Annotated in this window: 14 protein-coding genes and 1 pseudogene; 7 read left to right on the top strand and 8 right to left on the bottom strand. The window is 71.7% G+C overall.

The genetic code is table 11. The features are described from left to right. The first annotated feature begins 9 nt into the window (after nt 1-9). The 5 genes and pseudogenes from AB0M83_RS19310 (at nt 10) to AB0M83_RS19290 (ending at nt 3,797) form a co-directional block, all read left to right on the top strand. On the top strand, nt 10-807 hold the full coding sequence (locus AB0M83_RS19310) for a biotin--[acetyl-CoA-carboxylase] ligase (RefSeq protein ID WP_364518770.1): 798 nt from the start codon (nt 10-12) through the stop codon (nt 805-807). 85 nt (nt 808-892) lie between these two features. After that, nucleotides 893-1,480, top strand: coding sequence for a PH domain-containing protein (locus tag AB0M83_RS19305; protein WP_364518768.1), 588 nt, complete (start codon nt 893-895; stop codon nt 1,478-1,480). Next, nucleotides 1,480-2,409, top strand: a pseudogene (locus tag AB0M83_RS19300) (hydroxymethylglutaryl-CoA lyase); the annotation flags it as partial. The gene AB0M83_RS19305 and the pseudogene AB0M83_RS19300, both read left to right, overlap by 1 nt. Nucleotides 2,410-2,574: 165 nt before the next feature. Then, nucleotides 2,575-3,537 carry a TNT domain-containing protein gene (locus tag AB0M83_RS19295; RefSeq protein WP_364518766.1) on the top strand — a complete coding sequence of 321 codons (963 nt, stop codon included), beginning with the start codon at nt 2,575-2,577 and terminating at the stop codon, nt 3,535-3,537. Continuing rightward, nucleotides 3,537-3,797 (top strand): hypothetical protein, encoded by a 261-nt coding sequence (locus tag AB0M83_RS19290; RefSeq protein ID WP_003105220.1) that lies wholly within the window; start codon nt 3,537-3,539, stop codon nt 3,795-3,797. The genes AB0M83_RS19295 and AB0M83_RS19290 overlap by 1 nt, the downstream gene beginning before the upstream one ends. A 61-nt stretch (nt 3,798-3,858) precedes the next feature. On the opposite strand, the gene hisN is transcribed toward AB0M83_RS19290, so the two are convergent. Then, nucleotides 3,859-4,644 (bottom strand): histidinol-phosphatase, encoded by a 786-nt coding sequence (gene hisN / locus AB0M83_RS19285; protein ID WP_364518764.1) that lies wholly within the window; start codon nt 4,642-4,644, stop codon nt 3,859-3,861. 42 nt (nt 4,645-4,686) lie between these two features. Here hisN and AB0M83_RS19280 point away from each other — a divergent pair, with 42 nt between their 5' ends. Both AB0M83_RS19280 and AB0M83_RS19275 read left to right on the top strand, forming a co-directional pair. After that, entirely contained in the window at nt 4,687-5,382 is a 696-nt protein-coding gene (locus AB0M83_RS19280; RefSeq protein ID WP_364518950.1) for a response regulator transcription factor, read from the top strand. A 3-nt stretch (nt 5,383-5,385) separates the two neighbouring features. Next, nucleotides 5,386-6,669: an ATP-binding protein gene (locus tag AB0M83_RS19275; protein WP_364518763.1), complete on the top strand. Its 1,284-nt coding sequence runs from the start codon at nt 5,386-5,388 to the stop codon at nt 6,667-6,669. A 94-nt stretch (nt 6,670-6,763) separates the two neighbouring features. On the opposite strand, the gene AB0M83_RS19270 is transcribed toward AB0M83_RS19275, so the two are convergent. The 7 genes from AB0M83_RS19270 to AB0M83_RS19240 all read right to left on the bottom strand — a co-directional run bounded on the left by AB0M83_RS19270 (nt 6,764) and on the right by AB0M83_RS19240 (nt 12,875). Then, nucleotides 6,764-7,396, bottom strand: a complete 633-nt coding sequence (locus AB0M83_RS19270; protein WP_364518948.1) for a response regulator transcription factor — start codon at nt 7,394-7,396, stop codon at nt 6,764-6,766. A 118-nt stretch (nt 7,397-7,514) separates the two neighbouring features. Then, entirely contained in the window at nt 7,515-8,165 is a 651-nt protein-coding gene (locus tag AB0M83_RS19265; RefSeq protein ID WP_364518761.1) for a response regulator transcription factor, read from the bottom strand. 16 nt (nt 8,166-8,181) lie between these two features. Beyond that, entirely contained in the window at nt 8,182-9,036 is an 855-nt protein-coding gene (locus tag AB0M83_RS19260; protein WP_364518759.1) for an NAD(P)H-binding protein, read from the bottom strand. Next, a complete protein-coding gene (locus AB0M83_RS19255) occupies nt 9,033-10,334 on the bottom strand; it encodes an MFS transporter (RefSeq protein WP_364518757.1) in 1,302 nt (433 codons plus the stop codon). The genes AB0M83_RS19260 and AB0M83_RS19255 overlap by 4 nt, the downstream gene beginning before the upstream one ends. 475 nt (nt 10,335-10,809) lie before the next feature. Further along, nucleotides 10,810-11,337 (bottom strand): GtrA family protein, encoded by a 528-nt coding sequence (locus AB0M83_RS19250; RefSeq protein ID WP_364518755.1) that lies wholly within the window; start codon nt 11,335-11,337, stop codon nt 10,810-10,812. A 37-nt stretch (nt 11,338-11,374) separates the two neighbouring features. Beyond that, the gene (locus AB0M83_RS19245) at nt 11,375-11,875 is read right to left on the bottom strand and encodes a GtrA family protein (protein ID WP_364518753.1); all 501 of its coding nucleotides are present in this window, start codon (nt 11,873-11,875) and stop codon (nt 11,375-11,377) included. Nucleotides 11,876-11,885: 10 nt separating this feature from the next. Beyond that, entirely contained in the window at nt 11,886-12,875 is a 990-nt protein-coding gene (locus AB0M83_RS19240) for a hypothetical protein (protein ID WP_364518751.1), read from the bottom strand. Nucleotides 12,876-13,004 lie beyond the last annotated feature (129 nt).

The raw sequence follows: 13,004 nt of genomic DNA, 5'->3' as shown, positions 1-13,004 counted from the left end.
GGTGGACACATGGCAGAGATCGACGCCGCCCGGCTGACCGCGGCGCTCAAGGACCGGTACGCGAAGATCGACGTCGTCGAGCGCACCGGCTCCACCAACGCCGACCTGCGGAAAGCCCTCGACGACGGCGCCGCGGACCGGACCGTTCTGCTGGCCGAGGAGCAGACCGCCGGGGTAGGCAGGCGAGCGCGCCAGTGGAGTTCGCCGAAGGGCGCCGGGCTGTACCTCAGCGTGGCGCTGCGGCCGGGCGTCCCGTTCACGGCGCTGGGGTCACTCTCCGTCGTCGCCGGGCTCGCCGTCCGGGCGGCCGCGGCCGGCGTCGGGGTCGACGCCGTGCTGAAGTGGCCCAACGACGTCCTCTCCGGCGGCGCCAAGTGCGCCGGGATCCTCGCCGAGGCCGTCGCCGGGAACCCGCCGTCGCTCGTGCTCGGCGTCGGCCTCAACGTCCTGCCGCTCGGCGACGTCCAGCCGGGCCCGGGCGGCCTGCCCGCGACGTCGCTCGCCGAGCTGGGCGCCACGAACACCGACCGCACCGACGTCGCGATCGCGCTGCTCACGGAGCTCGACGACCTCGAGAAGCGCTGGCGGCTCGCGGGCGGCGACCTCACCGAAGCCGGCCTGCTGGGCGACTACCGCGCCCATTGCGCGACCCTCGGCCAGGACGTCGAGGTGCAGCTGCCGGACGGTACGTCGCTCGTCGGCCGCGCGGCCGACATCGACGCCGCCGGCCAGCTGCAGGTCGACCTGACCGGCGGCCGCCGGCACACCGTCTTCGCGGGTGACGTGGTCCACGTCCGCCCGGCCTGATTCTTCGGGGCGTTGCACTCACCGGCCGGGCGTCTCGCCGGTACGGTGAAGCGACATCGCCGCACCGACCTTGGGAGCGTCCGCCGTGGCTTATCCGGACGATTTGCTCAGCGAGCAAGAGCACGTCGTGGTGCACAGTCACCCCCACTTCAAGATGCTGATCTTCCCGACGCTCGCGTTCCTGGTCACCCTGGGCGCCGGTATCTGGCTGGCGATCCTCGCGAAGGACGCCGGCTCGCCGTGGAACACGGTCGGGTTGATCGCCATCGGCGTCGTCGCCCTGGTGCTGATCGTGTGGCTGTTCCTGGTGCCGCTCGTGCGCTGGCGCACCACCCACTTCATCGTGACCACCGACCGCCTCATCGCCCGCGAAGGCGTCCTGAAGCGCACCGGCATCGACATCCCGATGGGGCGGATCAACAGCGTCCAGTTCGAGCACGACCTGCTGGACCGGGTCTTCGGCTGCGGCACGCTGATCATCGAGTCGGCGTCGGCCGAGCCGCTGCGGTTCGAGGACATCCCGCACGTCGAGAAGGTGCATACGGTGATCTACCGCGAGGTCAACGACAACCCGTACGACGACTACCGCGCGGGCGGCCCGCAGCAGCCGCAGCAGACCGAGCCGCTGCCGCCCCAGGGCGGGCACCCGCCGCGCGGCGACCGACGCCGCTGATGGGCACGCGCGAACTGGGCCTGCCGGAGCGGGTCCCCTCGGCGGGCGAGCTGCCGGAGCGGGTCACGATCTGGGAGGTCGGCCCGCGGGACGGGCTGCAGAACGAGAAGACGATCGTCCCGGTCGAGGTCAAGCTGGAGTTCCTCGACCGGCTCGCGGGCGCTGGCCTGACGACGCTCGAGGCGACGAGTTTCGTGCACCCCAAGTGGGTGCCGCAGCTGGCCGACGCCGAGCAGCTGCTGGCCGGGCTCGAGCGCCGCGAAGGCGTCCGCTACCCGGTGCTGGTGCCGAACGAGAAGGGCCTGAACCGGGCCCTCGACGCGGGTGTCGAGCACATCGCGATCTTCGCCAGCGCGACGGAGACGTTCGCGCGGAAGAACCTCAACTCGTCGCTGGACGAGCAGTTCGCGATGTTCGAGCCGGTCGTGACGCGGGCGCGGGAAGCCGGCCTGGACGTGCGCGGCTACCTCTCGATGTGCTTCGGCGACCCGTGGGAGGGCGCCGTGCCGGCGAAGCAGGTCGCCGCCGCCGGCCGCCGCCTGCTGGACATGGGGTGCTCGCAGCTTTCGCTGGGCGACACCATCGGCGTCGCGACCGCGGGCCAGGTCGAGAACCTGGTCGGGCTGTTCGGCGATGTCGGTACTTTGGCCGTGCACTTCCACGACACCTATGGTCAGGCTCTGGCCAACACGCTGGCGGCGCTCCGATGTGGAGTGTCGACAGTGGACTCTTCGGCGGGCGGGCTCGGCGGCTGCCCGTACGCCGAGTCGGCCACGGGGAACCTGGCGACCGAGGACCTGGTGTGGATGCTGGAGGGCCTCGGGGTGGCCACCGGGGTCGACCTGGACACGCTGGTGGCGGCCAGCGCGTGGATGGCGGGACAGCTCGGCCGCCCGAGCCCGTCCCGCGTGGTTGCCGCGCTCAGCGGTGACATCCGGGGCTTCGCCCCGGGCCGGGGGCTCCGCCACCCGGAGCCCCCGGAAAAAAGCTGACCTCACCCGCACCCGCACGCGGTGCGTGCGGTATCAAGGGGGACCGGCCGCGGCCGAGTCGAACAGTGTGCCCGCGGGCACCGACCGAGCCGGAGGATGGGTGTGACCGAGCCTTCCGAGGCGGGCTCCGAACCGGTCGAGGCCGACCTCGACACCGGGCCGATCCGGCTGCCTGAGTACGGCCTGACGGATTCCGGCGCCTTCGAAGAGGCGCCGACCCCGCCCTCGGGCACCCCCGCGGCGTGGCCGCACGCGGTGTCGCCGCTGCTGCCGCCGTTCCCGCTGGCCCCGGCCCCGCCCGCGCCGGTGCCGCCCGCGCCGGCCGGACCGCCTCCGCCCGTGGCGGGCCCGCCGCCGAACCCCGGTTCGCCCGTGCCGCTGCCGGCGCTCGGGTCGCCGCGCACCGAGCGGGGCAGCGTCGTCGCGCTGTTCCTGGTGCACATGTTCCCGATCGGGCACCTGCCGGTGGCGATGGACCGCCCGGCGCTGCAGCTGCCGCTGCCCGAGGACCCGGACGGCTTCGGCCCGAACGACCACCCGGACGCCCGGCTGATCTTCGACGACCAGGCGCTCACCAACGTCACCGCCGGGTTCCGCCGGTCGCCGACCGCGCCGCCGCGGCCGGTGCCCCGGCACCTGACCGAGGGCTACGTCCCGTACGCGCGGGCGACGCAGGCCGTGTGGATCCGCCGGTTCGTCGTCGGGCACAGCGAGCTCGGGCCGGAGTACGCGTGGCCGCCGGGCGACCACTACCCGGAGGGGTGCGTCGATCACGGCGAGCCGGTGATGGTCCCGATGAACACCGTGCTCGACCGCTTCGGGCCGGCGTACGGGCGGGTGTTCTTCGCCGACGGCACGCCGTTCGCCGAACGCTCGCTGCCGCCCGGGATGCTGGACGCCGAGTACCGCCGGTACGTCGTGGTGCGCGCGGTGCCGATGTGGCGGTCGGAGACCGCGAACTGGTTCGGCCAGGTCGGCGGCGGTACCCGGTACCGTGCGCTGCTGGCGGCCGACGAGCTCGTGACCCTCGGCTACCTCGCCGAGGCCAAGGGGGAAGAGGACTGATGAACACGCAGTCGATCCAGCGCTGGCTCGGCGTGCTGGGCGTGCCGCCGGAGGTCGTCTCGCTCGGCGCCGAGGTCGACAACGCCTGGTGCCTGATGCAGGGCGAGGACGAGGCGTGGGAGGTCTTCTGGCGGGAGCAGGGCAACCGCTACGACTGGGCGCGGTTCACCAGCGAGCAGGTGGCGTGCCACTACCTCTTCGGCCGGCTGGCCTGGGCGCAGGTCGCGCGCGGCGCCGTGGGCCTGCTGCCGGGTTCCTGAAATCCGTGAATGTCGCATTGACGGACTTCAAGTCCCTCGATGCGACATTCACGGCTTTGCGTCAGCGCTTGAGGATCGCCAGCGCTTCGTCGTGCAGACGGCCGTTCGTCGACAACGCGCTCCCGTTGTCGTACCGGCCGGCGCCGTCCAGGTCGCTGAACCGGCCGCCCGCCTCGGTGACGATCACCTGCGCCGCCGCGACGTCCCACGGGTTCACGATGCACTCCGCCGCCACGTCCAGCGCGCCCTCCGCCACCAGCACGTGGTGCCAGAAGTCGCCGAACGCGCGGGACTCCCAGCACGCGTCGACCAGCTCCAGGTACTTCTCGCGCGAGTGGTGCTCGCGCCACGAGTTCACGTCCGTCGTGGACAGATAAGCGTCCGAAAGGGACGAGACGCCGGAAACCGACAGCCGGCGGGTCCCGGCGGAATCGGACGAGAACGCGCCCGAACCCGTGGCGGCCCACCAGCGGCGGCCCAGCAGCGGCGCGCTGATCATGCCGACGACCGGGTCGCCGTCTTCGACGAGAGCGATCAGGGTCGCCCACACGGGTACACCCCGGAGGAAGTTCTTGGTGCCGTCGATCGGGTCGAGCACCCACGCCCGGCCGGTCGCGGCCGAACCGCCGCGCTCCTCGCCGAGCACCGCGTCGTCCGGACGCTCCGAAGCCAGCAACGAGCGGATCGCGTCTTCCACCGCGGTGTCCGCGTCCGTCACCGGGGTGCGGTCGGGCTTGCGCTCGATCCTCAGGTCCAGGGCGCGAAAGCGCGCCGTCGTGATCGCGTCGGCGGCGTCAGCCAGCCGGGTGGCGAGGGCCAGATCATCTCCGTAGCCAGGCACGGTCACGATGGTTTCACGCCTCTTCGCCGTAGAGTTGGCCAGGTGAGCATGGTCCTACTTGCCGAAGACGATCCGGCCATCGCCGAACCGCTCTCCCGCGCCCTCGAACGTGAGGGATACGAGATCCACGTCGTCACCGACGGCCCTTCGGTGCTCGACGCCACCGCCGCCCGGAAGGTCGACCTGCTCGTGCTCGACCTCGGGCTGCCCGGCATGGACGGTCTCGAGGTCTGCCGGCGGCTCCGGGCGAACGGCACCGAGCTGCCCGTCCTGATGCTCACCGCGCGCACCGACGAGGTCGACTTCGTCGTGGGCCTGGACGCGGGCGCCGACGACTACGTCGCCAAGCCGTTCCGGCTCGCGGAACTGCTCGCCCGGATCCGCGCGCTGCTGCGCCGCCGGGTGCCCGAGGTCCTCGAAGCCGGCGGCGTGCGGATGGACCTCGGCGCGCGGCTGGTCACCGTCGACCTGCACGAGGTGCAGCTGGCGAACAAGGAGTTCGAGCTGCTGCGCGTGCTGATGAGCCGCGCCGGGCAGGTCGTCAGCCGCGACGAGATCCTCGCCGAGGTCTGGAACGACCTCGAGTCGAAGACGTCCAAGACGCTCGACATGCACATGTCGTGGCTGCGGCGGAAGCTCGCCATCGCCGCCGACGAGGCCGCCGGCCGCACCAGCAAGGCCCACGACGGCGAGCGGCGGATCGCGACCGTCCGCGGCGTCGGCTTCCGGTTCAACGCCGAATAAGCCGTGCGCCGTCGCATCCTGCTGGCCATCCTGCTGGCCGTCGCCGTCACCGCGGCGGTCCTCGGCATCCCGCTGGGCATCGTGGCGAGCTGGCAGATCGAGTCGAGCTACCGCGAGACGCTCGCCGAAAACGCCCGCGCGGCGGCGGCGATCCTCGACACCGAGATCGCCAACGGCCAGGAGATCGACCTCGACCAGGTGCGCGCGGCCGTCCCGGCGAACGGGCTGCTCACCGTGCAGGTCCCCAACCAGCAGGAAAAGCGCTACGGCAACGACCCGGGTCCCGACACCGTCACCGAGACGGCCGACCTGGCGCGCGACGGCAAGGTCGCGATCGCCGTCCCGGCCGGCCCGATGCACGAACGGCAGACGACGGTGACGCTGGTCGTCGTGCTGCTCGTGCTGCTGTCGATCGGCACCGGCGCGGTGGTGGCGATCGCGACGGCGAGGCGGCTGGCGAAGCCCCTGCGGCACGTCGCCGAACGCGCGTCCCGGCTCGGCGGCGGGGACTTCCGGCCCGACCCGAGCCGCTACGGCGTCGGCGAGCTCGACATGGTCGCCGAGGCGCTCGACGCGTCCGGCACCGCGCTCGCCCAGCTCGTGCAGCGGGAACGCCAGCTCGTCGGCGACGTCTCGCACCAGCTGCGCAGCCGGCTGACGGCGTTGCAGCTGCGGCTGGAACCGCTCACCGTGCACCCGGACGAAGAGGTGGCCGACGAGTCGAAGGCGGCCCAGGAACAGGCCGACCGGCTCGCCGAGGCGCTCGACGAGCTGCTCGCGGCGGCGCGGGCGGCCCGCGAGGTCGGCGCGGAACCGGTGGACCTGCCGACGCAGCTGCCGGAGATGGCGCAGGAGTGGCGCGAGCTGCTCCGCTCGGAGGGGCGCAACCTGCGGATGCGCGTGGCCGACGGCCTGATGGCGCGCGCGACACCGGGCCGGCTGCGCGAGGTGGTCGGGGTGCTGCTGGACAACGCCCTGCGCCACGGCTCGGGCACGGTCACGGTGGCCGCGCGTCGCGGCGACGCCGACGGCACGGTGGTGATCGAGGTCAGCGACACGGGCTCGGGCGTGCCGGACGAACTGGCCCCGCACATCTTCGAGCGCGGGTTCTCCGGCGGCGGCTCGACGGGTGTCGGGCTGGCGCTGGCCCGGGCGCTCGTCGAGGCCGACGGCGGACGCCTGGAGCTGTCGAACCGGCGCCCGGCGGTGTTCAGCCTCTTCCTGAAGGTGCCGCGGCCGAGCGACGTCCCCGAAGTGCGCTGGCCCGCCGAGCGCGTCCCACGTTAGCGCTGCCGGATCTCCTTGCGGCTAAAGCACTTCGTGCTGGGGAAGCGCTTTCGGTGGTGCCCGGGTGGGAGGGCGCGCCCTCCCACCCGGGTGCTCAGATCAACCCTTCTCGCAGCGCGTAAGCCACCGCGTGCGAACGGTTGCGCAGCTGGAACCGGTTGGTCACGTCGTGCAGGATGCTCTTCACCGTCCGCTGCGAATAACACAGCTGGTCGGCGATCTCCTGCGTCGAGTACCCCGCCGCGACGAGCCGGAGCACCTCCGTCTCCCGGTCGCTCATCCCGCCCAGGTGCAGACCACGCGGCTCGAGCACCTGACGCTGCAGGCGGGAAACCCGGTTCAGCAGCCGGCCGAGCAGGTCGGGCGGCAGCGCGCCCTCCCCGGCCGCGGCCGCCTTGATCAGCCGGACGAGCACCTCCGGCCCGGCGTCGGCGCGGCGGGCGACCGCGCAGACCCCGTGCTCGACGGCGTTGAGGATCTCGTTGTCGTCGACTTCCCCCGCGACCAGCACGATGCGGGTGAAGCCCTGGTGGCGCAGCGCGGACAGCAGCTGCGTCATGGTCTCGTCGAGCCGGTCGGCGACCAGCAGCGCGACCACGGCCGGATCACCCGCTTCGCCGTCCACCACGCGGACCTCGTCCCGCGAACGCAGCGCCATGCAGACGCCGTTGTGCAGGATCGGGTCGGTGGCGCGGACCACCACCGGCGTCCTGTCGGATTCGAACATCGTCACCCATTCCCCTCGAACGGTGCGAGAGTTCCACCCCTCACCTGACCAGAGTGCCCGTCCGGGTGTCCCGGGCGCATGGGACCGGCGTCCCGATGTTGCCCGGACGGGCTGCCCGTCAGGACCGGCCGAGGCCCGCGTCCCGGGCGCGGACGATCGCTTCGGCGCGATCCGCGACGTGCAGCTTGCTGAAGACGTTCGAAATGTGGTTGCGCACGGTCTTCGGGCTCAGGCACAGGGTGTTCGCGATGACGCCGTTGCTGTGCCCGGCCGCGATGAGGGACAGGACCTCCCGCTCGCGCACGGTCAGCTCCGGGAACACCGGCTCGCTCGCGGGCGGTGGCTGGTTGAAGAAGCCGAGCACGCGGTTCGCGATGTCCGGGCCGAAGATGGCTTCTCGTCGCGCGACCGCCTGCACCGCGCGGATGATCTCGTCCGGCTCGGCGTCCTTGAGCAGGTAGCCGCGGGCACCGGCGCGCATCGCCGCGAAGACAGACTCGCTCTCGTCGGCCATCGTCAGCATCAGCACGCCGGTGTCCGGGCTCACGGCCGCGATGTGCCGGGTCGCCTGGATCCCGGACAGGTCGGGCAGGTGCAGGTCCATGACCACGACGTCGGGGAGCAAGGCGCCCGCGGCGTCGATCGCGGCGCCACCACTGGCGGCTTCGCCGACGATCTCGATCCCGGGTTCGGCGTCCAGCAGCGTGCACACGCCGAAGCGGAACAGCGGGTGATCGTCCACGACGAGGACCCGCAGGCTCTTGCCCATCCGGTCACCTCCCCGGTCACCCCCGGTAATGGTAGGGGAACGCGGCCGCATTCTCACGTGCCCAATCGGCGAACGTGCGCGGCGGCCGGCCGAGCACGCGCTCGACGGTGTCGAAGACGACGTGTTCGTGCTCGGCGGACTCCCGCTTCAGCGCGAAGAACCCGTCGACGGCTTCGGCGGGCCAGCCGTACTTCCGCATCATGCGGTCGCGCGCGGCGCTCTGGGGCTCTTCCACGTACTTCACCGGACGGCCGAGGACGTCGGCGAGGATCGCGACCTGCTGTCCGGTCGTCAGGGCCGCACCGCCGGTGAGTTCGTAGGTGGCGCCTTCGTGCCCGGACGTCGTGAGGGCGAGCGTCGCGACCGCGGCGATGTCCCGGACGTGGATCAGCGCGGACGCCGGATCGCCTTCGGGGACGTACACGGCGTTCTCGTCGCGGATGGTTTCGCGCCAGGCGAACCGGTTGTCCATGAACGCGCCGGGCCGCAGGATCGTCCACGCCGGCCCGGCTTCGCGGACCGCCTGCTCGGCTTCGGCGTGGGCGCGGGTGATCGGATCTGTCTGTCCGAAGTGGACACCGGTGGTGGACAGCTTGACGAGGTGGGCGACACCGGCCCGCGCGGCGGCTTGCGCGACCGCCTGTTCGCGGCCGGCGCTGTGCCCCTGCGTCAGCACGAACACGCGGTCCGCGCCGTCGAGGAGCGCGGGAAGGTCGGCGGTGTCCAGGTCGGCCTGGACGACTTCGGCGCGCGAGTCGATGCGGGCCTGGGCCGGGTCGCGGGTCAGGGCGCGGACGGCGGCGCCGGCGTCGAGCAGGGCGGGGACGAGGGCGCGGCCGACCTTGCCGGTGGCGCCGAGGACGAAGATCATCGGGATTCTCCGGTTTTGAGAGGGACGTGCGGGAGCGCGAACGCCGTGACGAGGGCGAGCGCGAGCACCGGCAGCAGGGCGAGGAAGACACCGTGCGTGCCGGCTTGGTAGGCGAAGCCGAGCGCGACCGGGCCGAGGCTCGAGCCGAGCGCGCGGGCGAGGTTGACGCCGGCGGCGACGGCGCCGCGATCCGCCGGTGGTGCGGTGTTCTGCGTCGCCATGGCGAGCACCTGCAGGTTCAGCCCGGCCGCGAGGCCGAAGACGACCAGGCAGGCCAGCACCAGGGGTAGTGCGTCGAGCGTGGTCAGGCCGAGCACGGCGAGCAGGCCGAGGGCCATGCTCAGCCGCGGCGCCCAGCGGTAGGTGCCGGTGCGGGCGATGATCTTGCTCGCGACGACCGAGGAAAGCGAGACGGCGAGCGTCATCGGCACCAGCCGCAGCCCGCCTTCCGCCGGGCCGGCGTCGGCCTGCAGGAGGACCGCGATGTAGTTGATCGAGCCGAGGAACGCGAAGCCGGCGAGCACGCTGAGCACGACGGACACGGTGAACGTGCGGTCCTTGAAGAGACGTAGGGGCAGCACGGGCGCTTCGGCTTTTCGCTCGGTGAAGACGAACGCGACGGCCGCCACCGTCCCGAGGCCGATCGACCACGGCGTGAGCAGGGTGAACCCGGTGATCGCCCCGCCCAGCAGGACGACGCCGGCGAAGTCGAAGGGCGCTTCACGTCGTCGTCTCGGCAGGTCGAGGCTCTTGAGGAGAGCGACGGCGACGAGTCCGAGCGGCAGGTTGACCAGGAAGATCGACCGCCACCCGGCGACCCCGGTGAGCACGCCGCCGACGACCGGGCCGGCGAGCGACGCGACGGCGAAGCAGATCGAGAACCACCCGAAGTACTTCGCGCCTTCGCGAGGCGTGAACATCTCGCCGAGCGAAGCGCCGACGGAGACGAAGAGGCCACCGGAGCCAGCGCCCTGCAGAACCCGGCCGGCGATGAGCGCGCCGGCCGACGGCGCCAGGCCGCAGGCGAGCGAACCGAGCAGGAACAGGGCGAGCGCGCCCAGGAGCACGCGTTTGCGGCCGAAGACGTCGCCGAGCTTGCCGTACAGGGGAGCGGTGACGCTCCCGGCGAGCAGGTAGGCGGTGGTGACCCAGGCGTAGGACCCGGCCCCGCCGAACTCGGCGGCGATCCGGGGGAGGGCGGTGGCGACGACCTGGGCGTCGAGCATCGCGAGGAAGACGGACAGGAACAGGCTCGCGAGGGCAGGATTTTGAGCGCGTTTCAGCGCGGTGGTGCTCAAGAGAAGTCCTTGTTTCGTCAGAAGGGACGAGAGATGCGGACGCGGCCAGGGGCACGCGTCCCGTCGAGTCGGGAAAAGGCTCCATCGTCACCCGCGAACGGGTGCGACCTCTTCGCGCTCGGAAACCACCTCGAATCGTCCCGCTCGCCCGGCCGAACCCGGACGGCGTCCTCACGAAGGAACACTGACGAGGATGACTGTAGACAACTACATGTCTAAAGACAAGTAGTTTCGAGCGGTGCCAGGCCGATGCCTTTCTGATCACGCGAAATGCCCCGCCAAAACACGCGTGATGCCCGCTGGATCACGTGATCAGGGACGGAACCGGCGTGATGGGACTCGTGACTCGCGTGATCGGGGCCGTGACTCGCGAGTTCCGGCGGCAATCACGCCAGTTACGTCTTCCATCACGCGAGTCGCGGTCCGGAGCACGCGAGATCCACAGGCCGGCTCGCGGTGATCGGGGCCGGGACGGTCAGTGCAGCCGGGTCACGTCACCGTTGTCGCGCCGGCGCTCGCCCAGCTCGTCCGGGAAGACCCACTTCTTGAAGCCCCAAAAGCGGAAGAACATCGCCAGCAGCATGCCGATGATCGACCCGCTCGCGAAGTCCGCGACCTCCTGCACCAGCCGCGTCACGTGGGGGACCTCGAGGTCGAGCACGTACCGCGAGACGTACAGCGGGATCAGGTTCACCACGACCGCGATGCCGCTGATCACGAAGAACAACGTGGCTTCGTGCGCCCGTTCGCGGCCGCCGCGGGTGCGGAACGACCACTCGCGGTTGAGGATGTAGGACACGATGGTCGCGACGATGATCGCGATCGCCTTGGCGGTCGTCGGCTTCGACTCGAGCACGGACAGCTTGAGCAAGTACCAGACGCCGTTGTCGACGAAGAACGTCGTGCCGCCCACGATCGCGAACTTCAGCAGCTCCCGGTGCTTGATCAGCACCGAACGCAGTGGTTCGGGCGTGCGCTTGAGCACGGTTTCCACAACGGTCACACCGTGCAGTCTAGAAGCACACGGCGTTTACTCGTGGTCAGGCGGCCTTGCGGTCCTGAATGTCCGGATCTTCCGCGACCACGACCACCCCGCGCGCGTCCTCTTCCGGGAAGACCCACTTCTTGAACGCCCACCACCGGAACACCGTGCCGAGCAGGGTGCCGATGACGATCCCGCTGACGAAGTCGGCCACCTCGACGCCGAACGCCGTCAGGTGCGGTGCCTGCAGGTCCAGCACGTACCGCGAGAACCACTGCGGCAGCGCGTTCAGGCCCAGCGCGATGCCGCTGATCACGAAGAACAACGCGGCCTCGTGCGACCGTTCCCGGCCGCCGCGGGTGCGGAACGACCACTCGCGGTTGGCGACGTAGGAGAAGATCGTCGCGACGAGGACACCGACGATCAGCGCCGTCACCGGGTGGGTCCGCAGCACGGTGAACTTCAAGCCGTAGTTGACGGACATCGTGATCACGAAGCTGATCCCGCCGACGACGGCGAAGCGGAGGAGCTCGCGATGCTTCTTCAGCAGCTCGCGCACCGCGCGGACGCTACCCGGTCAGCCAGCCGAATCCCTTCTCGGGGGTGACGGTCGGCGGCTGGTTGCCGGGCTTGCCGGTCGGCCGCGGCGGCGCGCTCGTCGTGGTCGTCGACGTCGGGGGCTCGGTCGTCGGCTTGGTTTCCGTCGTCGTCGCCGGCGGGGTGGACGACGGCTTCGACGGAGTCGGTTTCGTGGGCTTGGTGGGTGTGGTCGACGGTGTGGGCGGTGTCGTCGTCGGCAGCGGATCCTGGCCGCACCAGTGGTGGTAGCAGCCGAAGTCCACGGTCACCGGCCCCGCCGAGGCCTTGCCGAGCTGGGCCGTGATCGTGACGCGCCCGTCGTCGGGACGGCCCTTCAGCCGCACCCACAGGTTGACGTGCTGGCCGGGCGCCAGCGCGGTCTTCGTCGTGCAGGTCGCGCCCTCGCCGGAAGGCGCGCACGGGAAGCCGCGCAGGCTCCACCACTGCCACAGCGGGTGGTCGAAGGTGACCGTGACCGGCTTGGTCGTCTCGCCAGTGTTGCGGACTCGCACGTAGACAAGCGGGTTGCGGGTCCACGGGAACGCCGAAAGCCCGTCGCCCTGCGCCTCCAGGACCACCGCTTCCTGCGGCTGCTTCACGGTGACCTTGACGCTCACCGCGACGTTGATCTGCACGCCGGCGGTGACGGATCCGGTGACCGTGCCGCCCTGGGCGTCCTCGTCGGCCTGGAGCCGGAAGTTCAGCGTCGCGCTCTGACCGGGCTGCAGGCCCGCGCCGGTCTTGCAGACGACGGTGCCCTCGCCGCCCGGGCAGTTCACCGACATCGGGGCGCCGTCCTGCGCGAACGCCATCGGCGCGCCGCCACCGGCCGCGTCGATCGCGCGCACGCCGGGCGGCAGGTTCAGCGCGACGGCGACGGGCTCGGACAGGCTCCCGCCGTCGTTGCGCACGGTGACGGGCAGGTTCGTCGCGGCGCCGGGGCTGAGCTCGACGCCGGCCGGCGGGGTGGTCGCGGACATCGACGCCGGTGCCGGGGCGGGAGGCGCCGGGGGCGGCGCGGGTGGCTCGACCGGCGGCGGCGCGGGCTCGACGGGCGGCGCCGCGGGGGGCGCGGGAGGCGCTGGAGGCGCGGGGGGTGCCGGCGGCTG

This window comes from Amycolatopsis sp. NPDC051106 (genome assembly GCF_040682775.1).
GTDB lineage: Bacteria > Actinomycetota > Actinomycetes > Mycobacteriales > Pseudonocardiaceae > Amycolatopsis.
Note: the sequence above shows the minus strand (reverse complement) of the source record. Positions and strands in the feature narration are given on the sequence as shown.